The 26,433-nt window shown below is 71.9% G+C and carries 18 protein-coding genes and 1 pseudogene; 5 read left to right on the top strand and 14 right to left on the bottom strand.

The window, feature by feature from the left end; all coding sequences use genetic code 11:
* Both J5X86_RS48460 and J5X86_RS48455 read left to right on the top strand, forming a co-directional pair.
* Positions 1–182 (top strand): annotated as a pseudogene (locus J5X86_RS48460) (transposase); the annotation flags it as partial.
* Positions 183–386: 204 nt separating this feature from the next.
* Positions 387–1,292: an NADP-dependent oxidoreductase gene (locus J5X86_RS48455; protein ID WP_208522974.1), complete on the top strand. Its 906-nt coding sequence runs from the start codon at positions 387–389 to the stop codon at positions 1,290–1,292.
* 90 nt (positions 1,293–1,382) lie between these two features.
* Here the strand turns inward: J5X86_RS48455 and J5X86_RS48450 are convergent, their stop codons facing one another.
* From J5X86_RS48450 to J5X86_RS48395, 12 genes are all read right to left on the bottom strand, one after another.
* Positions 1,383–2,135 (bottom strand): sirohydrochlorin chelatase, encoded by a 753-nt coding sequence (locus J5X86_RS48450; RefSeq protein ID WP_208522973.1) that lies wholly within the window; start codon positions 2,133–2,135, stop codon positions 1,383–1,385.
* An 86-nt stretch (positions 2,136–2,221) separates the two neighbouring features.
* Positions 2,222–3,202 (bottom strand): ABC transporter permease, encoded by a 981-nt coding sequence (locus J5X86_RS48445; RefSeq protein WP_243983278.1) that lies wholly within the window; start codon positions 3,200–3,202, stop codon positions 2,222–2,224.
* Complete coding sequence (locus J5X86_RS48440; protein ID WP_119991869.1) at positions 3,189–4,022, bottom strand: ABC transporter ATP-binding protein; 834 nt, start codon at positions 4,020–4,022, stop codon at positions 3,189–3,191. Before J5X86_RS48440 ends, J5X86_RS48445 begins: the two co-directional genes overlap by 14 nt.
* A gap of 70 nt (positions 4,023–4,092) precedes the next feature.
* Positions 4,093–5,154: an ABC transporter substrate-binding protein gene (locus tag J5X86_RS48435; protein ID WP_243983281.1), complete on the bottom strand. Its 1,062-nt coding sequence runs from the start codon at positions 5,152–5,154 to the stop codon at positions 4,093–4,095.
* Positions 5,155–5,448: 294 nt separating this feature from the next.
* A complete protein-coding gene (locus tag J5X86_RS48425) occupies positions 5,449–6,816 on the bottom strand; it encodes a sulfate adenylyltransferase subunit 1 (protein WP_208522972.1) in 1,368 nt (455 codons plus the stop codon).
* Positions 6,817–6,818: 2 nt separating this feature from the next.
* Positions 6,819–7,757 carry a sulfate adenylyltransferase subunit CysD gene (gene cysD, locus J5X86_RS48420; RefSeq protein WP_078644506.1) on the bottom strand — a complete coding sequence of 313 codons (939 nt, stop codon included), beginning with the start codon at positions 7,755–7,757 and terminating at the stop codon, positions 6,819–6,821.
* Positions 7,758–7,887: 130 nt separating this feature from the next.
* Positions 7,888–8,478 carry an adenylyl-sulfate kinase gene (gene cysC / locus J5X86_RS48415; protein WP_208522971.1) on the bottom strand — a complete coding sequence of 197 codons (591 nt, stop codon included), beginning with the start codon at positions 8,476–8,478 and terminating at the stop codon, positions 7,888–7,890.
* Positions 8,460–9,158, bottom strand: coding sequence for a phosphoadenylyl-sulfate reductase (locus J5X86_RS48410; protein ID WP_208522970.1), 699 nt, complete (start codon positions 9,156–9,158; stop codon positions 8,460–8,462). Before J5X86_RS48410 ends, cysC begins: the two co-directional genes overlap by 19 nt.
* A complete protein-coding gene (locus tag J5X86_RS48405; protein ID WP_014055605.1) occupies positions 9,155–9,340 on the bottom strand; it encodes a hypothetical protein in 186 nt (61 codons plus the stop codon). The genes J5X86_RS48410 and J5X86_RS48405 overlap by 4 nt, the downstream gene beginning before the upstream one ends.
* Entirely contained in the window at positions 9,337–11,031 is a 1,695-nt protein-coding gene (locus J5X86_RS48400) for a nitrite/sulfite reductase (RefSeq protein WP_208522969.1), read from the bottom strand. Before J5X86_RS48400 ends, J5X86_RS48405 begins: the two co-directional genes overlap by 4 nt.
* Positions 11,032–11,249: 218 nt before the next feature.
* On the bottom strand, positions 11,250–11,333 hold the full coding sequence (locus J5X86_RS53160) for a putative leader peptide (protein ID WP_309471194.1): 84 nt from the start codon (positions 11,331–11,333) through the stop codon (positions 11,250–11,252).
* A 92-nt stretch (positions 11,334–11,425) separates the two neighbouring features.
* Positions 11,426–11,959, bottom strand: a complete 534-nt coding sequence (locus J5X86_RS48395) for a GNAT family N-acetyltransferase (protein WP_078644511.1) — start codon at positions 11,957–11,959, stop codon at positions 11,426–11,428.
* 73 nt (positions 11,960–12,032) lie between these two features.
* Between J5X86_RS48395 and J5X86_RS48390 the strand changes: the two genes are divergently transcribed.
* The 3 genes from J5X86_RS48390 to J5X86_RS48380 all read left to right on the top strand — a co-directional run bounded on the left by J5X86_RS48390 (position 12,033) and on the right by J5X86_RS48380 (position 15,657).
* Positions 12,033–13,268 (top strand): helix-turn-helix domain-containing protein, encoded by a 1,236-nt coding sequence (locus J5X86_RS48390; RefSeq protein WP_308124972.1) that lies wholly within the window; start codon positions 12,033–12,035, stop codon positions 13,266–13,268.
* Between the two features lie 193 nt (positions 13,269–13,461).
* A complete protein-coding gene (locus J5X86_RS48385; protein WP_243983277.1) occupies positions 13,462–14,016 on the top strand; it encodes a hypothetical protein in 555 nt (184 codons plus the stop codon).
* Positions 14,017–14,223: 207 nt separating this feature from the next.
* Positions 14,224–15,657, top strand: coding sequence for a YihY/virulence factor BrkB family protein (locus tag J5X86_RS48380; RefSeq protein ID WP_308124971.1), 1,434 nt, complete (start codon positions 14,224–14,226; stop codon positions 15,655–15,657).
* A 5-nt stretch (positions 15,658–15,662) separates the two neighbouring features.
* Here J5X86_RS48380 and J5X86_RS48375 read toward each other — a convergent pair whose 3' ends face one another.
* Both J5X86_RS48375 and J5X86_RS52315 read right to left on the bottom strand, forming a co-directional pair.
* Positions 15,663–16,859, bottom strand: coding sequence for a cytochrome P450 (locus J5X86_RS48375; RefSeq protein WP_208522967.1), 1,197 nt, complete (start codon positions 16,857–16,859; stop codon positions 15,663–15,665).
* Between the two features lie 58 nt (positions 16,860–16,917).
* Entirely contained in the window at positions 16,918–26,433 is a 9,516-nt protein-coding gene (locus J5X86_RS52315; RefSeq protein ID WP_308124970.1) for an SDR family NAD(P)-dependent oxidoreductase, read from the bottom strand.

The raw sequence follows: 26,433 nt of genomic DNA, 5'->3' as shown, positions 1-26,433 counted from the left end.
AGCGAAAGGCGCATTCCTCGCGACGTATCCGGGTCGAGCACGGCATCGCCCACCTGAAGAACTGGCGGGCCCTGGCCCGCCACCTCGGTCGCCGCGAACACATGAGCGACACCGTTCAGGCGATCGCCGGCCTGCTGTCCCATCAGCAGACCGCGGACCTGAACCCGACACGGCAGGTGTGAACACCGAGCCCTGCCGAAGGCGTCGACGTCTCACCACCAACCATGCACGAGCTCGTTAGGCACGATCGGGGGCAGGCTGCCTGGGCGACTTGCACCTGACGCCGACGTCAGCTTTTAGCGTAGTGGGCGTCGGCGGCTCGCCGAACATTCGCCCCACTGATCTCATGAACGGCCGGTTCAGGCCGTGTGGAAAGGCAGACCGTCATGCGCGCAGCCCGTTATCACGAGTACGGCGGTGTGGAGACCCTTGTGGTCGAGGAAATGCCGGACCCGCATCCCGGGCCCGGCGAGATCCGGGTCCGCGTCGCGGCGGCCGGCGTCAATCCCGTCGACTGGAAGGTGCGTTCCGGTGCGGTGCGCGAGGTGTTCCCCGTGGACCTGCCCGCGATTCCTGGGCGTGATGCCGTCGGCGTGGTCGACGAGACCGGTGCGGGCGTGCAGGGGGTGAGCATCGGCGACCGTGTCTTCGGGCTGGGCGGCGTCACCGGCGCGACAGCGGAGCTGGCCGTGTTCTCGGCCTGGGCCCACGCGCCCACCACGTGGACCGATGAGGAGGCCGCCGGCGCCGGTCTGGCATCCGTGACCGCGATGGGCGGACTGAGGGTCCTCGGTCCCCTGCGGGGGCGCACCCTGCTCGTCGAGGGCGCCGCCGGAGGCGTGGGCAGTGCCGCGGTCGAGATCGCGGTGGCTCAGGGCGCCACCGTGATCGGGACGGCCAGTGAGCGCAACCATGAGTTCCTCACCTCTCTCGGAGCCGTTCCCACCACCTACGGCATCGGTCTCGCGGAGCGCCTCGCCACCCTGGCTCCGGACGGTGTCGACATCGCGCTCGACACCGCGGCCTCCGGGTCCCTGGCCGACCTCATCGCGATCGTGGGCGACCCTGCTCGTGTGTCGACGATCGCCGACTACACCAACGCGCAGCGCCTGGGTGTGCGTCTGGCCAACGCGGAGAACGACTCCACGCTCCTCGCCGAAGCGGGCGAACTCGGCCGGCAAGGCCGCTACACACCGCGCATCGAGCGGACCTACCCCCTCGAACGGATCGCGGAAGCGCACGCAGACGCCGAGCGCGGACACACGCGGGGGAAGATCGTGGTCCGCATCTGAGCTTGTCCCACCGTTCGGGAAGCCCGGCGGCCCCGGATCACCGGTTTCGGAGTGATCCAACCACCTTGGAGATCATTCCGTGAGGAGTTCTCAGGCCGTCAGCAGGGCCGGGGGTGCCGTGCGCGCCTCGTCGTAGCGGCGCAGCAGGAGGCGGGCCAGTTCCGGGGCGGGGCCCAGGACGGGGGCCAGGAGGTCGGCGTCCGCCGCCTCGGCGCCGTGGGCGATGCGGTCGGGGAGACGGCCGGGGGCGATGACGTAGGGGGCCACGGCCACCCGGGCGACGCCGTCCGCGCGCAGGGCGCGGACGGCGTCCTCGGTGCGGGGAAGAGAGGCGGAGGCGAACGCGGGTCGCACGGCGCACCATCCGGTGTGCCGCCACTCCCGCGCGATTTCAGCGATCACCGCGATCGCCTCCGGGTCGGTGGAGCCCGCCGAGGCCAGGACGACCCCGGTCGAGGGGCGGTCCGCCGGGCGCAGTCCCGCCTCGTGCAGGCGGCGTTCCAGGGCGTCCATGAGCAGCGGGGACGGGCCCAGGACCTCGGCCTGGCGGACGGACAGGCGGGGGTGGCGGGCCGTGGCCTCGCGCAGTACCGCCGGGATGTCGGTCTTCGCGTGGAAGGCGCGGGTCAGCAGCAGCGGGAGGGCGATCACCTCGGTCGCGTCCTCCGCGGCGAGCCGGGCCAGCACCTGCGGTACGCGTGGCGCGTTGAACTCCAGGAACGCCGCCTCCACCCGCAGCCCCGGCCGCTGCGACCGCACCCGCGCGCGCAGCGCGTCGACGGTCGCCGCATGGCGGGGGTCGCGGCTGCCGTGGGCGATGATCAGCAGGGTCGGGGCAGACATGGTGGCTTTCCGTTCCGTGGCTTTCCGTTCGGCGGTTTTCCGTTCGATGGTTTTCCGGTCAGCGCTTTGCGGTCAGTGCTTTCTGGTCAGCGGGCGCTCGCCAGCAGGCCGCGGCTGCGCAGCACCCGACGCTCGATCGGGGCGAAGATCAGCAGCTCGATGGCGATGCCGACGACGAGGATCATGAGGATGCCGAGGAGCACCCCCGCCATATCGGAGTTGTTGCGCTGGTTCTCCAGGTACTGGCCGAGCCCCAGGCCCAGGTCCGGGGACTTGGCGATGATCTCGGCGGCCATCAGCGAGCGCCAGGAGAAGGCCCAGCCCTGCTTGAGCCCGGCGACGTAACCCGGCAGCGCGGCGGGCAGCAGGATGTGCCAGGCGCTGACCAGACCGCGGGCGCCGAGGGTGCGTCCGGCCCGCAGGAAGAGCGGCGGCACCTGGTCGATGCCGGCCACCAGTCCGTTGGCGATGGAGGGGACCGCGCCCAGCAGGATGACGGTGTACATCATCTGGTCGTTCAGGCCCAGCCAGATCACCGCGGGCGGCACCCAGGCGACCGAGGGCAGTGACTGCAGCCCGGACAGGATCGGGCCGAGACCGGCGCGGATGAACTTCACCCGGGCGACGATCAGCCCCAGCGGGGTCCCGATCGCCAGCGCGATGACGAAGCCGAACAGCCCGCGCGAGACGCTGGTCCAGACGATGTCGAACAGCTCGCCCTGCAGCCACAGTTGGCGCAGCGCGTCCCAGACAAGACCCGGGTCGGGCAGCTTGTAGTCGTCGGTGACCTTCGCGAGGACGAGCACCTTCCACAGGCCCAGGACGACGGCCACGGCCACGATGGGCGGCAGCACCTTCTGGACCAGCACCTCGACCGGTGAGACACGCTTGATCTGCACCGTGTCCAGGGCGTCCAGACCGGCCTCCAGGCCCGCCAGGTCCTGGGAGTTCCGCGCACGCGCCTTCGCCGTGGACTTCTCCACGGACTTCGCTATGGACTGCTCGTCGCCGTTCCCGCCGTCGGCTTCGTCGACCGCGGTGCCGGGGGTGGTCTTACTGCTGGCCATGGCGGCGGATCTCCCCACGCAGTTCTTCGGTGATCTCAACGGACAGGTCGGCGACGGCCGCGTCCTCGATGCGGCGGGGCTGCGGAATGTCCACCGTCCAATCGCGGACGACCCGCCCCGGCCGGGAGGACAGCAGCACCACGCGCTCGGCCAGCCGGACGGCCTCACGGACGTTGTGGGTCACGAACAGCACGGAGACGCCGGTCTCGCTCCAGATCCGGGTCAGCTCCTCGTGCAGCACATCGCGGGTGATGGCGTCGAGCGCGGCGAACGGCTCGTCCATCAGCAGCACGCTCGAGTCCTGCGCCAGCGCGCGGGCCAGCGCCACGCGCTGCCGCATACCGCCGGAGAGCTCGTGCACCCGCTTGCCGTAGGCGCCGCCGAGCCGCACCAGCTCCAGCAGCCGCTCGGCCTGCGGCCTGCGCTCCGCGCGCGGCACACCGCGCAGCCGCAGCGCCAGCTCGATGTTCTTCCCCGCGGTCAGCCACGGGAACAGGGCGTGCTCCTGGAACATCAGGGCCGGCCGGCCGCCGGGGACCTCGATGGCCCCCGAGGACGGCTTGTCCAGGTCGGCGATCAGATTGAGCAGAGTCGACTTGCCGCAGCCGGAGGCCCCCAGGATGCAGACGAACTCCCCGGGCCGCACCTGGAGGTTGATGTCCTCGAGCACGGGCTGGGCCGCCCCGGGACGGCCGAAGGACTTGTGGACATGGGCGATCGATACGGATCCGGCGGATCCGGCGGATCCGGTGGGGCCGGCCGAGCCCGCCGCCGCGGCGCCCGCCCGGTCGTCCTTCTCGGTGGTCAGTGCCGGGGACATCCGGTCACCTCCTGATGGATGCGTACATGCGTGTACATGCGTACGGTGCGTACGGGGACGGACAGGGCGGCTACTTGGCGCCGAGACCCGCGTCGGAGACGGTCGGCTTGCCCTCGGCCTTGAGGACCTTGTTCAGCGGGGCCAGGTCGTAGATGCCCTTGAGATCGGGCTTCTCCAGGAGACCCGCCTGGACCGCGTGGGCGGCCTCGGTGTTCAGCGTCGAGGCCAGGGGGTCGTCGATGGCCTGGATGGACTTCCACGCCGGGTCGATCACCTCGGCGGGCAGCGGCTTGCCGGTCTCTTCCTTGAGCGCCGCGTTGGCCGCGTTCTTCGCCTGCTCGGGGTTGGCCTTGATAAAGGCGTTGGTCTTCACCGAGCCGCGCAGCACGGCCTCGACGACCTTCGGGTGCTCCTTGAGGAAGGACTGCTTCACGATCAGGTTGGTGATCACGAACTTCTTGTCCGGCCACAGCGAGGATTCGTCCAGCAGCACCTTGCCGCCGTCGGCGACCAGCTTGGACGCGGTCGGCTCGGGCACCCACCCGCCGTCGATGGCACCGGACTTGTACGCGTCGGGCGTCACCTTGTTGTCGCTGCGGACCACCGACACATCGCCCTTGCCGCTCTGGGCGTCGACCTTCCAGCCCTTGCTCGCGATCCAGTTGAGGAACGCCACGTCCTGGGTGTTGCCGAGCTGCGGGGTGGCGATCTTCTTGCCCTTGACGTCGTTCAGCGTCTTGATCTTCTTCGGGTTGACCACGAGCTTGACACCGCCCGAGACCGAACCCGAGATGATCTTGAGGCTGGAGCCGTGGGACTTCACATAGCCGTTGATGGCCGGCGACGGGCCGATCCAGCCCATGTCGATGGAGCCCGCGTTGAGCGCCTCGATCTCCGACGGCCCGGCGTTGAAGACGTACGGCGCGACCTTCGTGCCCTTGAGTTCCTGCTGGATCGGGCCGCCCTTGCGCAGCCCCACCAGGGCGGTGGCGTGGGTGAGGTTGGCGAAGTAGCCGACCTTCACCTTGTCCAGGCCGTCGACCTTCTCACCGCCCGCCGCGGGGACCGCTGAGGATCCCGTCTCGTCGGACTTCTTCTCCGATCCGTAGCCGCAGGCGCCCAGCGTGCCCATCAGCAGGGGAAGGACGGCCGCCGCCAGGATCCGGGTGTGGCGGCGGGGGCGCTTGGCTGGTCGCGGGGCGAGCAGACGGTCGGCAGACGACACGGAGGTGTTCCTCTCGACGGGCCGGGGCGGCGTCAGAGGACGCCCGGCAGATCAGACGGTTTTCGGCGGCGGTGCTGGACAGGGGCGGACTGCGGCGTCAGCGCGCACATCGTCCGACCCCGCCCTGGCCGCTGCCGAGCGTCCCGCTGCCTACGCGGCCGCCCTCCTTGGCGAACGTCGAGAACACCTCACCGGCCATGGTCAGAAGTCCCATCCCTCGTCGTCCCGCGCCGCCTCGGCACCGTCGGCCGACGCCGCGAAGGAGTCGCCCGCCATCCCGGCGGTCAGCGTGGTGCCGTCGGCCGGGTCGATCAGCAGGAAGGAACCGGTCCGCCGCGAGTCCTCGTACGCGTCCAGCGCCAGCGGCTCGGACGTACGGAGCACGACCCGGCCGATGTCGTTGGCGGCCAGCTCACCCGGCGCCGGGTGGTGCGACAGATCGGCCAGTGTCAGCCGCGACGGAATGTCCTTGATGATCGCCTTCATCGTGCGGGTGGTGTGCTTGAGCAGCACCCGGTCACCGACACGCAGCGGACGGTCGTGCAGATGGCAGACGGTGGCCTCGACGTCCTGGGTGGTCTCCGGGGCGTGGTCGCTCGGCGCAATCAGATCCCCGCGCGAGATGTCCAGGTCGTCGGCGAGCGTGACGGTCACCGACTGCGGCGCCCACGCCACGTCCACCATCGCGCCCAGCGCGTCGATCCCGGTGACGGTGCTCGTCAGGCCGGACGGCAGCACGGTGACGGCGTCACCGACGCGCAGCACACCGGAGGCGATCTGGCCCGCGTAGCCGCGGTAGTCGGGATGCTCGGTGGTCTGCGGACGGATCACGTACTGCACTGGGAAACGCGCCGGGTCCTGGGACGGGTCGGTGCCCACCGGCACGGTCTCCAGGTGCTCCAGCACCGTCGGGCCGCCGTACCAGTCCATGTTCGCCGACGGGGTTACCACATTGTCCCCGGCGAGCGCCGAGATCGGGATGGCAGTGATCTCCGGGACGCCCAGCGAGGCCGCGTAGGTCGTGAACTCCTCGGCGATGGCCGCGAAGACCGGCTCCGTGTAGTCCACCAGGTCCATCTTGTTGACGGCGAGGACCACATGCGGGACCCGCAGCAGGGCGGCGACCGCGGCATGCCGCCGGGTCTGCTCCACCACGCCGTTGCGCGCGTCCACCAGGACGACCGCGAGCTCGGCGGTGGAGGCGCCGGTGACCATGTTGCGGGTGTACTGCACATGGCCGGGGGTGTCGGCGAGGATGAACCGCCGCTTGGGAGTGGCGAAGTAGCGGTAGGCGACATCGATGGTGATGCCCTGCTCCCGCTCCGCGCGCAGTCCGTCCGTCAGCAGCGCCAGGTCCGGCGCCTCCTGACCACGGCTGCGCGAGGCGTGTGCCACGGCCTCGAGCTGATCGGCCAGTACCGACTTGGAGTCGTGCAGCAGCCGCCCGACCAGGGTGGACTTGCCGTCGTCCACCGAGCCCGCGGTGGCGAACCGCAGTTGCGAGGTGGCCGCGGACCGCTCCACGGCGGCCGCCGCGGCCTGCTCCTCGGACGTCAGATTGCTCGTCATCGTTAGAAGTACCCCTCGCGCTTGCGGTCCTCCATCGCGGCCTCCGACAGCTTGTCGTCGGCGCGGGTCGCACCCCGCTCGGTCAGCCGGGAGGCGGCTATCTCATCGATGACCTGCTCAATGGTCACCGCGTCGGACTCGACGGCACCGGTGCAGGACATGTCGCCCACGGTGCGGTAGCGCACCATGCGCCGCTCCACGGTCTCGTCGTCCTTCGGACCGCCCCACTCACCGGGCGCCAGCCACATGCCACTACGCCGGAAGACCTCGCGCTCATGTGCGTAGTAGATCTGCGGCAGGTCGATCTTCTCCCGGGCGATGTACTGCCACACGTCCAGCTCGGTCCAGTTGGAGAGCGGGAAGACCCGGACATGCTCACCGGGGGAGTGGCGGCCGTTGTAGAGCTGCCACAGCTCCGGACGCTGCCGCCGCGGGTCCCAGCCGCCGAACTCGTCCCGGAGGGAGAACACCCGCTCCTTGGCGCGGGCCTTCTCCTCGTCCCGGCGGCCACCGCCGAACACCGCGTCGAAGCGGTTCTTCTCGATGGCGTCCAGCAGCGGCACCGTCTGCAGCGGATTACGGGTCCCGTCCGGGCGCTCGCGCAGCCGGCCGTCGTCGATGAACTCCTGGACCGAGGCCACATGCAGCCGCAGGCCGTGCCGGGCGACCGTGTTGTCCCGGTAGTCGATGACCTCGGGGAAGTTGTGGCCGGTGTCCACGTGGAGCAGCGAGAACGGCACCGCCGCCGGGGCGAACGCCTTGAGCGCGAGATGGAGCATGACGATGGAGTCCTTGCCACCGGAGAACAGGATCACCGGCCGCTCGAACTCACCCGCCACCTCACGGAAGATGTGCACCGCCTCGGACTCCAACGCGTCCAAGTGCGCGAGCGCGTACAGGCCCGCGCCCTCTTCCGCGTTGATCGCCGTCACGGTCGTCATGCCGCGCCCCTTTCGTTCGCTCGGCTGCGGTAGTAGCTTCCCGTCATATCGGCGGATTCCTCGCCGTGGGCACGGCCCCCGGGTGCGGGGAGCGCCATGGCCCGCGATGCGATGGCCGCGCGTGCGTGGCTCACAGCAGTCCCCGTTCACTCAACAGCAACCGCACCTCGGCCGCCGACTCCTGCACGCTGTTCCTGTGGGTTTCGATGCGCAGATCCGGGTCGGCAGGGGCCTCGTAGGGGTCGTCCACACCGGTCAGTCCCGAGATCTCGCCCGCGGCCTGCTTCGCGTACAGCCCCTTGACGTCCCGCTCCGAGCACACCTCCACCGACGTGGCGACATGCACCTCCAGATACGGGGTGCCCTCGCGCTGGTGGCGCTTGCGCACCGCCTCGCGGCTGTCCACGTACGGCGCGATGACCGGCACCAGCACCGTGACGCCGTGGGAGGCGAGCAACTCGGCTACGAAGCCGATGCGCTGGACGTTGGTGTGCCGGTCCTCGCGGGAGAAACCGAGCCCCGAGGAGAGGAACTCGCGGATCTCGTCACCGTCGAGCACCTCCACCCGGCGCCCCTCGCCGCGCAGCCGCTCGGCCAGCGCATAGGCGATCGTGGTCTTTCCCGCGCTCGGCAGACCGGTCAGCCACACCGTGGCACCGGTGGTCGTGGGGGCGCTCATCTCGTTCTCCTGGTCGACAGCCATCAGCCGTGCAGCCCGCATTCGGTTTTATTGCTCCCCGCCCAGCGGCCGGACCGGATGTCCTCGCCCTCCAGAACTCGGCGGGTGCAGGGCGCGCAGCCTACCGAGGGATAGCCGTCCATCAGCAGGGGGTTGGTCAGCACACCGTGCTCGGCGATGTAGGCGTCGACATCCGCTTGGGTCCAGCGGGCGATCGGGGAGATCTTCACCTTACGGCGCCGCGTGTCCCAGCCAACGACCGGGGTATTGGCGCGGGTTGGCGATTCGTCCCGACGCAATCCCGTGGCCCAGGCGTCATACTCCCGCAACCCCTCCTCAAGGGGCTGCACCTTGCGCAGCGCGCAGCACAGGTCGGGGTCGCGGTCATGCAGCCGGGCGCCGTATTCGGCGTCCTGCTCGGCCACCGTCTGACGGGGGGTCAGGGTGATGACGTTGACATCCATCACGGCGGCCACCGCGTCACGGGTGCCGATGGTCTCGGGGAAGTGGTAGCCGGTGTCGAGGAAGACCACATCGACACCGGGGGAGGCGCGGGAGGCGAGATGCGCCACCACTGCGTCCTCCATCGAGGAGGTGACGCAGAAACGCGATCCGAAGGTGTCCGCCGCCCAGCGCAGGATCTCCAGCGCGGGGGCGTCCTCGAGGTCGTGGCCCGCCTTCTCGGCGAGCCCCTCGAGGTCGGTGTGCGCAAGCCGGGTCATATCGCCGTGTCCCCTTCATCGATCGGGTCGCGCCGCAGGCCCTTGGCCAGCAGCCCGAGGAACGACAGGCGGAACGCTCGATTGCAGGACGCGCATTCCCACGCGCCATGCCCCTCCTCCGAAGGACGCAGATCCTCGTCCCCGCAGTAAGGGCAGTAAAAAGGCGCGGCACGCTCACTCATTTGAGAGCCTCCTCACTGGCCCGTGCCGCCCAGGTGGCGAAGCGCTCGCCGTCCTCGCGCTCCTCCTGGAAGCGGTGCAGCAGCCGCTCCACGTAGTCGGGGAGCTCGGCGGCGGTGACCTTCAGCCCGCGCACCTTGCGGCCGAGGCCCGGCTCCAGGCCCAGGGCGCCGCCCAGGTGCACCTGGTAGCCCTCGACCTGCTCGCCGTTGGCGTCCATGACCAGCTGGCCCTTGAGACCGATGTCCGCGACCTGGATACGGGCACAGGCGTTCGGGCAGCCGTTGAGGTTGATGGTGATCGGCTCGTCGAACTCGGGCAGCCGGCGCTCCAGCTCATCGATGAGCGAGGAGCCACGCCCCTTGGTCTCGACGATCGCCAGCTTGCAGAACTCGATCCCGGTGCAGGCCATCGTGCCGCGCCGGAACGGGGACGGCTTGACCTGGAGGTCCAGCGCCTCCAGCCCGGCGACCAGCGGTTCCACCTGGTCCTCGGCCACATCGAGCACGATCATCTTCTGCTCGACGGTGGTGGTCAGCCGCCCGGAGCCATGCGCCTCGGCCAGGTCGGCGATCTTGGTGAGGGTCGCCCCGTCCACCCGGCCGACGCGCGGCGCGAAGCCCACGTAGTAGCGGCCGTCCCGCTGGCGGTGGACGCCGATGTGGTCCCGCCACCGCTGGACGGGCTCCTCGGGCGCCGGGCCGTCGGACAGCGGGCGCTTCAGGTACTCGTCCTCCAGCACCTGGCGGAACTTCTCGGGGCCCCAGTCGGCGACCAGGAACTTCAGCCGGGCGCGGGTGCGCAGCCGCCGGTAGCCGTAGTCGCGGAAGATGGAGACGACTCCGGCCCAGACCTCCGGGACGTCCTCCAGCGGGACCCAGGCGCCGAGCCGGACGCCGATCTTGGGGTTGGTGGACAGGCCGCCGCCGACCCACAGGTCGAAACCGGGGCCGTGCTCGGGGTGGCGCACCCCGACGAACGCGACATCGTTGATCTCGTGCACCACATCGAGCACCGGGGATCCGGAGATCGCGGTCTTGAACTTGCGCGGCAGGTTGGAGAACTCCTTGCTGCCGATGTAGCGGCGGTGGATCTCGTCGATGGCGGAGGTGCCGTCGATGATCTCGTCCTCGGCGATCCCGGCGACCGGGGAGCCGACGATCACGCGCGGGGTGTCGCCGCACGCCTCGGTGGTGGACAGCCCGACGGCCTCCAGGCGCTTCCAGATCTCGGGCACGTCCTCGATCCGGATCCAGTGGTACTGGACGTTCTGCCGGTCGGTGATGTCCGCGGTGCCGCGCGCGAACTCCTCCGAGATCTCGCCGACGACGCGGAGCTGCTCGGTGGTGAGCCGGCCGCCGTCGATCCGGACGCGCATCATGAAGTGCTCGTCGTCCAGCTCCTCCGGCTCCAGGATCGCGGTCTTGCCGCCGTCGATCCCGGGCTTGCGCTGGGTGTACAGACCCCACCAGCGCATCCGGCCGCGCAGATCGGCGCCGTCGATGGAGTCGAATCCGCGATGGGCGTAGATCGTCTCAATGCGTGTCCGCACATTGAGACCGTCGTCGTCCTTCTTGGTCTGCTCATTGCCGTTGAGGGGGGTGAAGTGCCCCGCGGCCCACTGGCCTTCGCCGCGGTGGCGTCCGGCCTTGCGGCGGGGCGTTGCGCTTGCGCGTTCCGGGGTGGCAGCCATGGCGGTGTGTGTCCTTCTGAGCGACTCTGGTGCGGCGGGTGGTACGTCGGCGCGCACCGTCTGACCTGCGCGTGCGCAGGCGGGCAGGGTGTACGGCGGTGGCCGGTGCGAGATGCGGCGGGGAGATGTCGAGGCGTGCGCGCTCGCCCACGTCGTCGGGGGCGGCGAGGGGTGCGGGGGATGCGGAGGTGCTGCCCGGGGCCCTGTGAAGGTGCGGGTCAGCCCGCCGGACAGATGGCGCTGGACATGCGGCCGAGGTCGACGTGGCGTCGACTCACCAAGGCAATTCCAGCTCGAGACATGACGGAAGCGTCGCATGGCGGTCTCTGGCGAGTCCACCTTTATCCACTATGCGGACGAATCTGTCTCGTATCGCAAGACGCTGTGGTGTTGGTCACTCCTCGTCCGCGGTCTTGACGTCGAAGACCCGAAAGCCCCGGCGCCGGTAGTTGTCCAGCGCGTACGGCCCGTCCTTGCTGCAGGTGTGCAGCCACACCCGCTTGGTCGGCACGCGGTCCGGCCAGCGGTCGGCCATGTCCCAGGCGCGGGAGGTCCCCCAGGTCAGCAGGTGCCCGCCGATGCGGCGCCCCCGGAAGGCGGGCAGCAGACCGAAGTACACGATCTCCACCACGCCTTCGTCCTGCCCCTCCAGCTCGATGTACCCGGCCGGGGTCCCGCGCTCGTACGCCACCCACGTCTCCACACCGGGCCGGTGCAGATGCTCCTCCCACGCCTCACGCGACCACACCAGCCGGTCGGTCCACGACACGTCCGAGCCCACCGAGGTGAAGAGGAAGTGGCTGAACTCCGGGCTCGGCACCTCGGCCCGGGCGATCCGCACCCCCGCCGTGGCGGGCGGCTCCTCCGCCGGGCTGAGATCCGAGGGAGCGGTCTGCTCCAGGTGCCAGGTGGTCACGGTGATGCTCATGGTGGACAGATAACCATGGACGCCGTTGACTCGCCTTGACGGGTATCGCTCAAGCGGGGAGGGCGGGGACGGGGTGTCCGGGACCGGGGATGTGGAGGAGTTCGCCGAGCTGTTGCGCGAGCTCAAGGGCAGGACAAACCGCAGCTACGCGGCGCTGGCGGCGCGCAGCGGGGTCAGCGGCTCGGCGCTGCACCGCTACTGCTCGGGGACGAGCGTGCCCGGCGACTACGAGGTGATCGCGCGCTTCGGCAAGGTGTGCGGGGCCGGCAGCGAGGAGCTGCTGGAGCTGCACCGGCGCTGGGTGCTGGCCGACGCCGAGCGTAAACGGGACGTCTCCCGCGCCCCGGCCGCCGTATCCGCATCCGCCGCTCGCACGGGGCCCGCCGCGTCTGCCGTCCCGGCTGTCTCACGGGGCGAGACGGATGCGGGTTCGGATGCCGAGACGGGGGCGGGGTCGGGTACGGAGTCGGAGGCCGGCGTATTGCCGGAGCCGGGGCCGGAAGCGGGGCCGGAGCCTCTGGTCTCGGCTTCTGTCCCGGACTCGGCCCCGGAACCCGGGTCTGACCCGCCGCCGTGGCGCCGTCGGCCACTGATCGCCGTGCTGGCCCTGGCCGTGCTCACCGCCGGGGCGGCCGTGGTGCTGTTAGTAGGGAAGGCGCTGACGTCCTCGGACGGCTCGGACGGGTCCTCGGACGATCGGCTGCTGCTGTCCTCCCGCTGTCCGGTCGTGGTGAGCATGGGGCAGTCGGACGGGTGTGTGCATGAGCTCCAGTCGCTGCTCGCCCGCGCGGGCGGCGAACTCGACATCGACGGGGCCTTCGGACCGGCCACCCAGATGCGTGTCGTGGTGTTCCAGCTCCGCAGCGGGCTGACGGCGAACGGATCGGTGGACGAGCGGACGAAGCGGGCGCTCTACGAGAACGAGGGGAAGCCGCTCGGCACCTGGACGCCGGAGCGGGTCACCCGGCGCATCCGCGAGGTCTTCACCGAGGACCCCGAGCGCGCGGTCGGCATCGCGGACTGCGCCTCGTATCTCGACCCCCTCTACACCCTGCCCAACTCCAACGCGACCCGGAACTGGGGCGTCTTCCAGCTCTACGACGGCACGCTGCGCAAGCTGGGCGGCACCCGGGAGCAGGCGCTGGACCCGGACTGGAACATCCGGGCGGCCCATCGGCTGTGGGCGCTCACCCATGACTTCAGCGCCTGGAAAGCCTGCGACCGCGCCTATCGTGCCGGTTCGAAGGGGGACAAGGGCGCCGAGAAGTCCAAAGCGGTTGAGGAGAGCAAGGCGGCCAAGGGGCGCTGATCGCCGCTCTCAGCGCCGCCCGGCATCCCATCGGCCATCCCAGCGCCCGCCGTCTTCGCAGGCCGCGGACGGTTTCCGATCCCGCTGTCCCGATTTCCCCGGTCGGTCGCCCGCCCGACCCGGAGGGCTGGGATCGTGCTGCCGCCGTCCCAGACGGCCCACGGATCCGCAAATGAAGGAGACGAAGACGACCATGGCTGTGACCAGCACCCGGATCAGACTCGGCGCCCTGCTCGGCGGCGCGGTCCTCGCCACCACCGGCGTTCTCACCGCCCAGAGCGCGGTGGCCGCCCCCAGCGCCCCCGTGGCCTCCGACGCCTCCTCCGCCGTCGCGGCGGCCAAGCTCAGCCACTCCGACGCGGCGAACCGGCTGCGCGGCGCCGGGATCTCCTGGACCTCCAGCGGGGGCTGCTCGGACCGCAACAACTCCACCTGCACCTCGTTCGAGCAGATCAACCTGACCAGTGTGCAGGGTGCCAGCACCCTCAAGGGGGCCAGCGGCTGCGCGCTCACCATCACCGGCGGCACGGAGACCGGGCACGCCTCCGGTACGTACAGCCACTGGAACGGCTACAAGCTGGACTTCAGCCCCACGAGTTGCCTCAGCAACTACATCACCGGCACCTTCACCAACATCGGCCCGCGCCCCGGTGACGGCGCCCAGCAGTACAAGTCCGGCTCGGGCAACGTCTACGCGCGCGAGAGCAACCACTGGGACGTGACCTTCTACAACTGCGGAGGCTGCTGACCCGCGGCCGCCACGCTCCCACCGGCCGTCCGGACGGCTGCAACGCGGCGCAACCTTTGCGCATGGCTGTATCCGGCACGGACAGTGGGCCCGGCGGGCGGAGGGTGGTGCCGAGTCGGCGCGGCATCCCCTCCGCCGACGCCTTTGCCGAAGATTCGGCCTGGTCACCGGATGAGCGGCGGTGAACAGGCCCGATACGGTGAGAAGGTGCAGCCAGCAGAAGAAACACCGAAGCCGTCCGGCCGGCTCCGCAAGGCCCGCGCCCTGTACCGCAATGTGTCCAAGCGCAGGATGGCCTGGCTGCTGCTGAAGGACACCGTCGATTCCTGCATGGAGTACCGGGTCACCGGGCTCGCCGCCGAAGCGGCCTTCTTCACCCTGCTGTCGCTGCCGCCGCTGCTGCTCGGCCTGATCGGGCTGCTCGGCTATTTCGACGCGTGGACCAGCACCGACACGGTGGCCACCATCCGGCAGAACATCCTCGACGCCTCCGCGACCGTGCTGTCCGACCGGGGCGTCAAGGAGATCGCGCGCCCGCTGCTGGACGATGTCATCAAGGGCGGCCGCCCCGATGTGATCTCGCTCGGCTTCGCCATCGCCCTGTGGTCCGGCTCCCGCGCGGTGAACGTGTTCGTGGACACCATCACCATCATGTACGGGCTGGAGGGGCGGCGCGGGATCGTCAGGACCCGGCTGCTGTCGTTCCTGCTCTATCTGGTGGCGCTCCTGGTCGGGGCGGTGGCGCTGCCGCTGATGGTGATCGGGCCGGAGGCGGTGTTGGGCTTGCTGCCGTCCAGCGCGGACCCGGTACGGGTCCTGTACTGGCCCGTGGTGATGGTGCTGTCCATCGCCTTCCTCACCACGCTCTACCACGTGTCCGTGCCGGTGCGCTCGCCGTGGCGGGAGGACATCCCCGGGGCGCTGGTGGCCCTCGCGATGTGGGTGCTGGGCAGCTTTCTGCTGCGGATCTACCTGGTCCATACGGTCGAGGGCCCGACGATCTACGGCTCGCTGGCCGCCCCCGTCGCGGTGCTGCTGTGGATCGGGGTGTCCGCCTTCGCGGTGCTGGTCGGGGCGGCGGTCAACGCCGCGATCGACCGGGTCTGGCCCTCGGTGGCCACGGCCGCCGGGCGGGCGGAGCGCGCCGCCCGTGCCCGGGAGGAGGCGGCCCGGCTGCGGGCGAAGGACCAGCGCACGGCGGACGACGGCGCGGCGGAGATCACCCCGCCGTCGGAGTTCCCCGAGCGCTGGGCCCAGTTCCTGCCGCACGGGGACATACGTTCCCGGTTGCACAGCAAGCGCGAGGCGGCGGAGAAGGCCGCCGGGAAGCCTGCGGGGAAGCCCTCGGGCAAGCACTCGGAGAAGCCCCCGGGCAAGCCCTCGGAGACGTCGGCCGGGAGGCCCGCCGGTCAGCCCCCGGAGCCCCCGGAGCCCCCGGAGTCCCCGAGGAAGGCGTCCGGGGAGCCCCGGACGCCCCGGCAGGGGCCGAGGCGTCCGGACGTCCGGTCCGCGGCGGACGGCTCGGGCGGCGCCACGGACAGCACCGCGCCCAAGGGCACCGCCGCCAAAGACACCGGGGCCATGGACGGCAACGCCGCCATGGACGACACCGCGGCGGACGACGACCACCCGGTGCGCTGACGCGCCTACCCCGCCGGGGTGAACCGCACCGGCAGCCGCAGAAGGCCGCGCATCATGCTGGGGCGCCAGGCCAGGGTGTCCGGGTCGGTGTCCAGGGCCAGATCCGGACACCGCTCCAGCAGGGCCCGCAGCGCGATCGCGGCCTCCAGCCGGGCCAGCGGCGCGCCCAGACAGTGGTGGACGCCGTGGCTGAAGCCCAGGTGGCCGCGCGCGTCCCGGTGGATGTCGAAACGGTCGGGGTCGGCGAAGCGCTGGGGGTCGCGGTTGGCCGAGCCGAGCAGGACCAGGACGGGCTCACCCGCGGGGATCTTGGTGCCCGCGATCTCCACGGGTTCGGTGGTGAAGCGGTGCGCCGTGGACTGCGACGGGCCGTCGTAGCGCAGCATTTCCTCGACGGCGCCGTCCAGCAGCGCGGGGTCGGCCCGGAGCGCGGCCAGCTGCTCGGGGGCGCGCAGCAGCGCACAGGTGCCGTTGGCGAGCAGATTGACGGTCGTCTCATGCCCGGCGACCAGCAGCAGGAAGGCCATGCCGAGCATCTCCTCGGGCGAGAGCCGGTCGCCCTCCTCGTCCATCGTGCGCACCAGGGCGGACAGCAGGTCGTCGCTCCCCGCCTCCCGCTTGGCCTCGATGAGCTGGGCCAGATAGCCGGTCATGGCGGCCACGGCGGCCCCCGCGGCCTCCGGGTCGCTGGGGAAGACGATCTCGCTCGACCAGCCGCGGAAGTCGGCCCGGTCGGCCGCCGGAACGCCGAGCAGTTCGCAGATCACCGCCATCGGCAGCGGCATGGCGAACGACTCCACGAGATCGGCCCGGCCGAGCGGCAGCATGGCGTCCAGCAGCTCATCGGCGATCTGCCGGATGCGCGGCCGTAGCGCCTCGATCCGGCGGGCGGTGAACTCCCGCGCCACCAGCTTCCGCAGCCGGGTGTGGTCGGGCGGGTCGGTCTGCAGCATGTTCAGGCCGATGGCGTTGCCCCCGTCGTCCTGCCAGGACGAGGAGTGGCGGACGTCATTGCTCATCCGGGGGTCGGTCAGGGCGGCGCGGGCCTCCTCATGCCCGACGATCAGCCAGACGTCGTCCGTGCCGTGGCTGGGCACCTGGTGCACGGGGCCCTGCTCCCGCAGCATGGCGTAGAGCTGGTACGGGTCGGAGACGATGTCCGTACCGGGCGGGACGAGTCTTTCGAAGGCGGGCAGGGTCATGGCGTAGGTCCTTTCGGCGGTACGCGGGGCGGATGTGGTCGGGGCGCGGCTCGTCGGGTCACAGACCGCGTTCGGTGAGCCAGTCCTCGATGGCGTCGGTGGTCAGGGGGAGGTGGTGCTCCATGATCGTGAAGTGGTCTCCCGGGGTGGCCTTGGCGGTGTGCGGGAAGGGCCAGGACGCGCGCCACGCGTCGCCCTCGAACCCCTCGTCCTGGTGGGGCATGGGCTCGGCAGCGCTCAGGAAGAACGTCGGGCTCTCGACGGGCCGCAGCACGCACTCCTCCATCAGCATGGCGTTGTAGCGCCCGCTCGCCGAGAGCTTCGCGCCGGTCAGCGCGAAGTCGCCCAGTAGCTGTTCCCGGGAGTCCAGGCCCTCGTTCAGCGCGATATGGGTCTTCTCGGAGAACTGGTGGGTGGCCTCGAAGGTGTCGAGCAGCACGACCGCGCCGGGCGGCAGCCCCGCCCGCTCGGCCCGTTCCGCGAGGGCGTAGGCGAGCAGCCCGCCCATGGAGTGGCCGACCAGGACATAGCGCTCGGTGCCGATGGCGGCGCGCAACTGGTGGAGGTGCAGTTCGATCAGGGCGTCGAAGCTGTCGGCGACCAACTCGCCTTCGAGATAACCGGGGTTGACCAGCGAGAGGACATCCCGCCTGCTCTCGAACATCTGTGCCATCATCCCGTACTGGATCGGCCCGGCGGTGGCGGTGATGGCGGGCAGACACACCAGCGTCGCCCGGGTGCCGTCGCCACCGGCCATCTTCACCGGCGGGAGGGTGTGGCCGGCGGCGTCCTCGGCGGTGAAGGACGGCCGGAGCCGGCCCGCGGCCTGGATGAGCGCCATGCCCACCGACTGGGCCCGGCCCATGGCGTACGCCTGGTGGTAGAGGGTGGTGAGGCTGTCGTAGGGGTCCGCCGCCGGGGCCGCGGTGGCCTTCGCCAGCTCCAGCTCAACGGCGGACGGGGGCGCGGAGGCTTTCGGCGGGGTCTTCTCCGGGGTGGCCTGCTCCGCGGGTGCGGGTTCCTCGGCCACCGGGACGCTCGGGCGGGTGGCGGCCGGGCTGTCCATCAACGTGGTCAGGTGTTCGGCGAGCAAGGTGGCCAGATGCCCGGCGAGCTGGTCCACGGTCGAATGTTCGAACGTCGCCGTGGCCGACAGCCGGAGCCCCAGCAGCGTGGCGAGCCGGTCGCGCAGGTCGATCCCGCGCACCGAATCCATGCCGAGCGCCAGGAACTCGGTGTCCGGGCCGATCTCCGCCGCCGCCTCGTGGTGGAGCACCGCGCGCAGCTGCTCCCGAACGAGGTCCGCCAGCAGCCGCTCCCGCTCCGTGGGCGTGGCGTCCAGGACGCGCTGGGCTGCGGCGGTGTCCTGCGGCCGGGGGCCGGGCCGCACGCGCCGTACGGGACGGGCCGCACGCTCCTCCGCCGCTGCCTGCAGCCGGTCCGTGGACACCGGCCGCAGCGTCAACTCCTCGATGTGCGCGAGCGGTTGACCGTCACCGCCCGTGAGATGGATGGCGATGGCATCCGGTCCGGCGGCGGACAACCGCACCCGTACGGTGGTCGGTGGAGTGGCGTCCGGGGTTTCCGGGGTGGAGTGCAGCCGGACACCGGTCCAGGAGAACGGCATCCGGATCGGCGCGCCCGCCGCCTCCGCCCGGTCGAAGAACCCGCCGAGGCCGATCGCGTGCAGGGCGGTGTCCAGCAGCGCGGGGTGCAGCGCGAAGCCGTCCACCGGGCCACCACCGGCTCCCTCACCCAGGGCCACCTCCGCGAAGACGTCCCCGTCGCGCCGCCAGGCCGACCGCAGACCGCGGAAGGCCGGGCCGTAGTCGAAGCCGTCGGACGCCAGCCGGTCGTAGAAGCCCGTCAGGCCGACGGCGCGGGCACCGGGCGGCGGCCAGACGGCCGCCAGCTCCGCGAACGCGGCCGTGTCGGCGCCGCCCTGGCCACCGTCCTCGCTGCTCGCGTGGCCGTCCGGTGCCACGACGGCCCGCACATGGCATGTCCAGCCGTCCGCCGTCTCCCCGGCCGCGGACTCGGGGCGGGAGTGCACGGTGAGCACCCGACCGCCCTCCTCGTCGGGCCCGCCCACCTGGATCTGGAGCTGCGCCGCCTCGGTGGCGGGCAGGAACAGCGGCTCCTGGAGGGTGAGCTCGGGCAGATACGGACAGCCGACCGCACGCCCCGCGTACAGCGCCCAGTCGAGGAACACGCTGCCGGGCAGGACCACACCGCCCAGCACCGCATGGTCGGCGAGCCAGCGGTGCGTGGTCTGCGAGAGCCGCGCCGTGAACAGCACCGTGTCGCTCCCGGCCGGAGCCACCGCCCCTGCCAGCAGCGGATGGTCCACCGCCGTGAGCCCGGCGCCGCCCGCGTCCCCGGTGCGCTCGGGCGCGTCCAGCCAGTACCGCCGCGCGCGGAAGGCGTACGTCGGCAGATCCACCGGCCGCCCGCCCTCGAACGTGGTCGGCCACGCCACCGCGCCCCCGGCCACGAACAGCTCCGCGAGCGCGGTGAGCAGGCGCTCCCGGCCGCCCTCGTCCCGCCGCAGCGTGCCCACCGCCACGGCCGCGCGGACCGCCGAGGTGTCCGGCAGCGTGCGCTCGATGGCCTGCTCGACCGTCTGCTCGATCCCCGGGCTCAGCACGGGGTGCGGGCTCACCTCGACGAACACCGTGTGCCCGGCAGCGGCCAGGGCGCGTGTCGCCTGCTCGAATCGCACGGTCTCGCGGAGGTTGCGGTACCAGTACTCCGCGTCGGCGCTCGCACCGTCGAGGAGGGTGCCGGTCACCGTCGAGTACATCGGCAGCGCGCCGAGGCGGGGCGCGACGGGCGTGGCCAGCTCCAGCAGCCGCTCACGAATCCGTTCGACCTGCGGAGTGTGCGAGGCGTAGTCCACCGGGATACGGCGCGCCCGTACCCCGTCCCGTTCACACACCGCCATCAGCTCGTCCAGCGCCACCGCGTCCCCGGCGACCACGGTCGAGGCGGGCCCGTTCACGGTGGCCACGCAGATCCGCTCACCCCAGGGCGCCACCAGCTTTTCGGCCTCGTCCACCGGGCGGGGCAGCGAGACCATCCCGCCGCGCCCTGCCAGTTCGCTCCCGATCAGCCGGCTGCGCAGCGCGACGACGCGGGCGGCGTCCTCCGGCGAGAGCACCCCCGCGACACACGCCGCCGCCAGCTCGCCCTGCGAATGCCCCACCACCGCGGCGGGTTCGACCCCATGGGACCGCCACACCCGCGCCAGGGACACCATGACCGCCCAGAGCACCGGCTGTACTACATCGACCCGGTCCAGCGACGGCGCGCCCGGACGTCCGCGCACTACATCGAGCGGCGACCACTCGACATACGGGGCCAGCGCGTGGGCGCAGGCGGCGAAGGACTCGGCGAACACCGGTGAGCTGTCGAGGAGTTCGGCCGCCATCCCGGCCCACTGCGAGCCCTGTCCGGGGAAGATGAACACCGGCCCGGACCGGTCGGCGGACGCGGAGCGTTCGGGGGACGCGGAGCGTTCGGGGGACGCGGAGCGGTCGGAGGAGACGGAGCGGTCGGGGGAGACGGACCGCACCACGCCGGTGGCCGGTTCGCCACGGCCGAGCGCCGCCAGCCGGTCCAGGAAGTCCTCCCGGGTGCGGCCGATCACCACGGCGCGGTGGCCGAAGACGGCCCGGGACAGCAGCGAGCGGGCCACATCGACGGGCGCCAGATCCGGGTCGGCGGTCAGCCGCGCCAGCAGCCGACGGGCCTGGTCGCGCAGGCTGTCGGCGCTCTTCGCCGAGAGCACCCACGGCACGGCTACCCGTGTCGGTTCACCGGGGGCATGGGAAAGGGGCGCGTCCGGCGCCTCCTCCAGGATCACATGGGCGTTGGTGCCGCTGATGCCGAAGGACGACACCGCACCGCGCCGGGGCCCACCGGCCGTGGGCCAGGGCTCGTTCTCGGCGGCCAGGCGCAGCGCTCCGGCCGTCCAGTCCACCTGCGCGGTGGGGCGTTCGGCGTGCAGCGTGCGGGGTACGAGACCGTGGCGCAGGGCCAGCACCATCTTGATGACACCCGCGACCCCGGCCGCGGCCTGGGTGTGGCCGATGTTGGACTTCACCGAGCCCAGCACCACCGGCCGGTCGGCGGGCCGGTCCCGGCCGTACGTGGCCAGCAGGGCCTGCGCCTCGATCGGGTCGCCCAGCGGCGTCCCCGTACCGTGCGCCTCGACCACGTCCACATCGGCCGGGGTGAGGGCCGCGTTCGCCAACGCCTGCCGGATGACGCGCTGTTGGGCCGGGCCGCTGGGCGCGGTGAGGCCGTTGGACGCACCGTCCTGGTTGAGCGCGGAGCCCCGGAGCAGCGCGAGCACCCGGTGGCCGTGGCGGCGGGCGTCGGACAGCCGCTCGACCACCAGCATGCCGACGCCCTCGGCGAAGCCCATCCCGTCGGCCTCGGCGGCGAACGCCTTGGAGCGGCCGTCGGGGGCGAGCCCGCCGACCCTGCTGAACTCGACGATCGGCCGCGGGGTCGACATGACCGTCACCCCACCGGCCACCGCGAGGGTGCATTCGCCCTGCCGGACCGCCTGCGCGGCCAGGTGCAGCGCCACCAGGGACGAGGAGCAGGCGGTGTCCACGGTGATGGCCGGGCCTTCGAGCCCGAGGGCGTAGGCGACCCGGCCGGTGGCCACGCTGCCCGCGCTGCCGTTGCCGAGATAGCCCTCGAAGCCGTCGGCCAACTGCTCGGGGAAGCGCGTGGCGTAGTCGTGGTAGATCAGCCCAGCGAAGATCCCGGTGGCGGTGGAGCGCAGGGTGGTGGGGTCGACGCCCGCGTGTTCAAACGCCTCCCATGTGGTCTCCAGCAGCAGCCGCTGCTGTGGGTCCGTGGCCAGCGCCTCACGGGGCGAGATGCCGAAGAACTCGGCGTCGAAGTCGGCCGCGTCGTGCAGAAAGCCACCGACCGCCGCGAAGTCCCCGGTGGCGCCGGGGCGGCCCAGCTCGGCGTGCCAGCCGCGGTCGTCGGGGAAGGGGCCCATGGCGTCCCGCCCTTCGGCGAGCAGCCGCCACAGCTCCTCGGGCGAGCGCACCCCGCCGGGGAAACGGCAGCTCATGCCGACGATTGCGATCGGGTCGTCGTCATCGGCGGCCACGGTCGCACGGGCCGGGGTGGCGGGCCGGGCGGCGGGGGTTTCGCCGCCTTGCACCAGCAGCCGCAGCAGCTCGGCCACCAGCGCGGCCGGGGTCGGATGGTCGAAGACGGTGGTCACCGGAAGCCGTAGCCCGGTGGCCGTGCCGAGCCGGTTGCGCAGCTCCACGGCCGTCAGGGAATCGAAGCCCAGGTCCTTGAAGGAACGGTCCTCGGCCACCGCGTCACCGCCCTCGTGCCCGAGCACCACGGCGGCCTGGGCCCGTACGAGGTCGCTCAGCGTCCGCTCGCGGTCGGCTGCGGACAGTGTGGCCAGGCGATCCCGCAGACCGCCGCCCGTGGCGGTGTTGACGGCGCCGCGCCGGACCGTCGTACGGACCAGTCCGCGCAGCAGCGGCGCGGGCTCGCCGTGGCGGCGCAGCGCGGCCACATCCAGCCGCACCGGAACGCTGAGCGCACGGGGTGCCCGGATGGCCGCGTCGAAGAGCGCGAGGCCCTGGTCGGCGGTGAGTGGCCGCACCCCCAGACGGCGCATCCGGTCGAGGTCGGTGGCGCCCAGGCCACCGGTCATCGCGCCGCGTTCACCCCACAGGCCCCAGGCGAGCGCATGTGCGGGCAGGCCCTGGTCACGGCGGTGCCGGGCGAGAGCGTCCAGGAACGCGTTGGCGGCCGCGTAGTTGCCCTGGCCCGCCGCGCCCAGCACCCCGGCGGCGGAGGAGCAGAGCGCGAACAGCGCCAGATCCCGGTCCCGGGTCAGCTCATGCAGATACCAGGCCGCGTCCGCCTTGGGGCGCAGCACGGTGTCCAGCCGCTCGGGGGACAGCGTGGAGACCACACCGTCGTCCAGCGCCCCGGCCGCGTGCACCACACCGCGCAGCCGCGGCAGGCCGTCCAGCAGCGCGCCCAGCGCCGCACGGTCGGACACATCACACGCCATCACATGGGCCGTGGCGCCCAACTCGGCCAGTTCGGCGACCAGTTCGCGCGCGCCGGGAGCGCCCGGCCCCCGGCGGCCGACGAGGACGAGATCGGTGACGCCATGGCCGGTGACCAGATGCCGGGCCACCGCCGAGCCGATGACCCCCGTGCCGCCGGTGATCAGCACGGTGCCGTCGATCGCGCTCCGGGGCGGGGTGAGCACCACCTTCCCCGTGTGCCGCGCCTGACTGACATGGCGGAACGCCTCCCGCGCCCGACGGGTGTCCCACGCCGTCACCGGCAGCGGCGCCAGCACACCCGCCTCGAACAACTCGGCGAGATGGGTGAGCATCGCGCCCAGCCGCTCCGCCCCGGCCTCGCCGAGGTCGAACGCCCGATAGCCGACGCCCGGCCACCGCGCGGCCACCTCATCGGCGTCCCGGACATCCGTCTTGCCCATCTCGATGAACCGGCCGCCGCGCGGCAGCAGCGCCAGCGAGGCGTCGACGAACTCCCCGGCCAGACAGTTCAGGACGACATCGACGCCCCGGCCACCGGTCTCGGCACGGAAGCGCTCGGCGAACTCCAGGGTGCGCGACGACGCCACCCGCCCGGCCGGAACGCCCATGCCGTGCACCACGGGCCACTTCGGCTCGCTCGCCGTCGCGTACACCTCGACCCCGAGATGGCGCGCCAGCCCCACCGCCGCCATCCCCACACCACCCGCGGCGGCGTGCACCAGGACGGACTCGCCCGCGCGCACCCGGGCCAGCTCGACCAGGGCGTAGTACGCGGTCAGGAACGCGGCGGGCACCGACGCCGCTTGTGGATACGTCCAGCCGTGGGGCATCCGCACGACCATCCGGGCATCGGCCACCGCCACCGGGCCCGCGTACGCGCCCGACACCAGGCCCATCACCCGGTCGCCCGCCGCGAGGCCGTCGACACCGGGGCCGACCTCCAGCACCACACCGGCGCCCTCGGCGGCGAAGAGCCCGTCACCGCTGGGAACCACGCTGGGAACGACGCCCAACGAGACGAGGACGTCGCGGAAGTTGACGCCCGTGGCGCGTACCGCGATCCGTACCTGGCCAGGGGCCAGGGGCTCCTCGACTCCCGGAGCGGGCACCAGCCGCAGCCCCTCGACCGTACCCCCGGTGTCCAGGTCCAGACTCCAGGCCGCGGCCCCGTCGGGGACGGCCAGCACCCCGGGGTCCGACGGCGAGACCCGGGCCAGCCGTGGCACGGACACCGCTCCCGCGCGCACCACGAGCTCGGGCTCACCGGTGGCGAGGGCGGCGGTCAGCGCCGCCGCCGACTCGGGCACACCGTCCAGATCCACCTGCGCGAACCGGCCCGGGTGCTCCGAACACACCGAACGCCACAGCCCCCGCACTCCGGCCAGCGCCAGATCGGCCCGCTCACCCGGGAACCCCGCTACCGCGTTTCGGGTGACCAACGCCAGCCGGGTGCCGTCGAGTTCGGGATGGCTCAGCCACTCCCGCACCGTCTCCAGCACGGCCGCCAGCCGCTCCCGGCTCGCGGCGGGAACATCGTCGGCACCGTTCGGTACCGACGCCGCGAGAGCGGGGAGCAGCACCAGCGGTGGCAGGGGTGTGCCCGTGCGTACGGCGTCGAGAAGCGCGGCAACGTCTGGGTGGACGGGCGCGTTGGGTGCGGCGGGCAGGGCGGTGTCACCGAGCACCGCCAAGTGTTCCGTGGCCTCGGATGGCCGGAGGGGCAGCGGTGTCCACGCCACCTCGAAGAGTGAGTCGGCGGCCGGTCCGGCTGCCACCGTCAGCGCGTCGGCCGCCAGTGGACGCGAGACCACCTCATCGACGGTGAGGACCGGCAGACCGGCGAGATCCGTCATCCGCACCGAGATTCCGTCCGGCCCGGTCGCCCCCGTCCGCCCCGTCGGCGCCGTCCGCACCCGGGCGACGGTCGCGCCCGTGGCGTGCAGCCGCGCCCCGGCGAACGACAGCGGCATCATCCGCTCCGTATCGCCCTCCAACAGCGCCACCAGCCGCGTCTGCAGCGCCGCGTCCACCAGCGCCGGATGCACACCGAACCGCCCCGCGTCACCGGCGGCGGACTCGGGAAGGCGCACCTCGGCGAACATCTCCTCGCCCCGGCGCCACACGGCCCGCACGCCACGGAACACCGGGCCGTAGCCATAGCCGTGGTCCGCCAGCCGCTCGTAGAACGCGTCGATGCCCACCGGCTCCGCGCCGGTGGGCGGCCACTGGGCCTCGGGCTCCGCGCCCATCTGCTCGTCGCCGGGCGGCGACGCGGACACTGTCAACGTCCCCGTGGCATGACACACCCAGTCCGCCGGGTCGTCGTCCTGCCCCGGGCGGTGTGGCCGGGAGTGCAGCCGTACGGCATACGCGCCCCGCTCGTCCGCCGCGTCGATCGCCACCTGGATGTCGAGGGCGGTGTCGTCGGACGGCACGGTGAGCGGGGCATGCAGAACGAGCTCGTCCAGCCGTTCGGCGCCCATGTGCTGCCCGGCCCCCAGCACGAGCTCCAGCAGGGCCGCGCCCGGCACCAGGACCCGGCCCAGCACCGTGTGGTCGGCCAGCCATGGCTGCGTACGGCTGCAGAGCCGGCCGGTGAACACGAACCCGCCGCCCTCGGCCATGCTCACCCCGGCCGCCACCAGCGGATGACCCACCACGGACAGCCCCGCGCCCGCGAGATCCCCGATCCGCTCCGCCGCCGAAAGCCAGTAGTGGTGGCGTTGGAAGGGGTAGGTGGGGAGGTTGGTGGGGGTGGTGGTGTGGGGGGTGAGGAGGGTTGGCCAGTTGGGAGTGAGGCCGTGGGTCCAGAGGGTGGCGAGGGTGGTGAGGAGTTGCTGGACGCCACCGTGGTTGCGGCGGAGGGTGCCGGTGGCGTGGGTGCCGGTTTCCTGGATGGCCGTGGTGAGGACGGGGTGGGGGCTGGTTTCGAGGTAGAGGGTGTGTCCGTCGGCCTGGAGGGTTTGCAGGGTCTGATGGAAGCGGACGGGTTGGCGGAGGTCGCGATACCAGTACTCGGCGTTGAGGGTTGCGCCGTCGATGGGGGTGGCGGTGACGGTGGAGTACATGGGGATGCCGCCGGTGCGGGGGGTGATGGGTGCGGCGAGTTGGAGGAGCTGTTCCCGGATGCGTTCGATGTGGGGCGTGTGGGAGGCGTAGTCGACCGGGATGGTGCGCGGGCGCAGCCCGGCGGTCTCGGCCGCGGCGGTCACCTCGGCGAGTGCGGCGGGGGTTCCGGCGATGACGGTGGAGGTGGGTCCGTTGGCGGCGGCGATCCATACGTCGTCGTGGCCGGTCAGTAGCTCGTGTGCCTGGTCGGCGGGGGTGGTCAGGGAGACCATGCCGCCGTGTCCGGCGAGTTCCTCCGCGATGAGGCGGCTGCGGAGGGCGATGAGTCGTGCGCCGTCTTCGAGGGTGAGGGCACCGGCTACGCATGCGGCGGCGATCTCGCCTTGTGAGTGGCCGATGACGGCGGAGGGCTCGATGCCGAGTGAACGCCACAC

The organism is Streptomyces sp. NEAU-YJ-81, from assembly GCF_017592595.1.
In the GTDB taxonomy this organism is placed as follows: Bacteria; Actinomycetota; Actinomycetes; order Streptomycetales; family Streptomycetaceae; genus Streptomyces; species Streptomyces hygroscopicus_B.
This window is presented reverse-complemented; position numbering and strand designations above follow the sequence as displayed.

Coding starts and splice junctions, on each gene's coding strand:
- J5X86_RS48455 (WP_208522974.1), top strand. CDS start 387: ATGCGCGCAGCCCGTTATCACGAGTACGGCGGTGTGGAGACCCTTGTG.
- J5X86_RS48450 (WP_208522973.1), bottom strand. CDS start 2,135: ATGTCTGCCCCGACCCTGCTGATCATCGCCCACGGCAGCCGCGACCCC.
- J5X86_RS48445 (WP_243983278.1), bottom strand. CDS start 3,202: ATGGCCAGCAGTAAGACCACCCCCGGCACCGCGGTCGACGAAGCCGAC.
- J5X86_RS48440 (WP_119991869.1), bottom strand. CDS start 4,022: ATGTCCCCGGCACTGACCACCGAGAAGGACGACCGGGCGGGCGCCGCG.
- J5X86_RS48435 (WP_243983281.1), bottom strand. CDS start 5,154: ATGGGCACGCTGGGCGCCTGCGGCTACGGATCGGAGAAGAAGTCCGAC.
- J5X86_RS48425 (WP_208522972.1), bottom strand. CDS start 6,816: ATGACGAGCAATCTGACGTCCGAGGAGCAGGCCGCGGCGGCCGCCGTG.
- cysD (WP_078644506.1), bottom strand. CDS start 7,757: ATGACGACCGTGACGGCGATCAACGCGGAAGAGGGCGCGGGCCTGTAC.
- cysC (WP_208522971.1), bottom strand. CDS start 8,478: ATGCGGGCTGCACGGCTGATGGCTGTCGACCAGGAGAACGAGATGAGC.
- J5X86_RS48410 (WP_208522970.1), bottom strand. CDS start 9,158: ATGACCCGGCTTGCGCACACCGACCTCGAGGGGCTCGCCGAGAAGGCG.
- J5X86_RS48405 (WP_014055605.1), bottom strand. CDS start 9,340: ATGAGTGAGCGTGCCGCGCCTTTTTACTGCCCTTACTGCGGGGACGAG.
- J5X86_RS48400 (WP_208522969.1), bottom strand. CDS start 11,031: ATGGCTGCCACCCCGGAACGCGCAAGCGCAACGCCCCGCCGCAAGGCC.
- J5X86_RS53160 (WP_309471194.1), bottom strand. CDS start 11,333: ATGTCTCGAGCTGGAATTGCCTTGGTGAGTCGACGCCACGTCGACCTC.
- J5X86_RS48395 (WP_078644511.1), bottom strand. CDS start 11,959: ATGAGCATCACCGTGACCACCTGGCACCTGGAGCAGACCGCTCCCTCG.
- J5X86_RS48385 (WP_243983277.1), top strand. CDS start 13,462: ATGGCTGTGACCAGCACCCGGATCAGACTCGGCGCCCTGCTCGGCGGC.
- J5X86_RS48375 (WP_208522967.1), bottom strand. CDS start 16,859: ATGACCCTGCCCGCCTTCGAAAGACTCGTCCCGCCCGGTACGGACATC.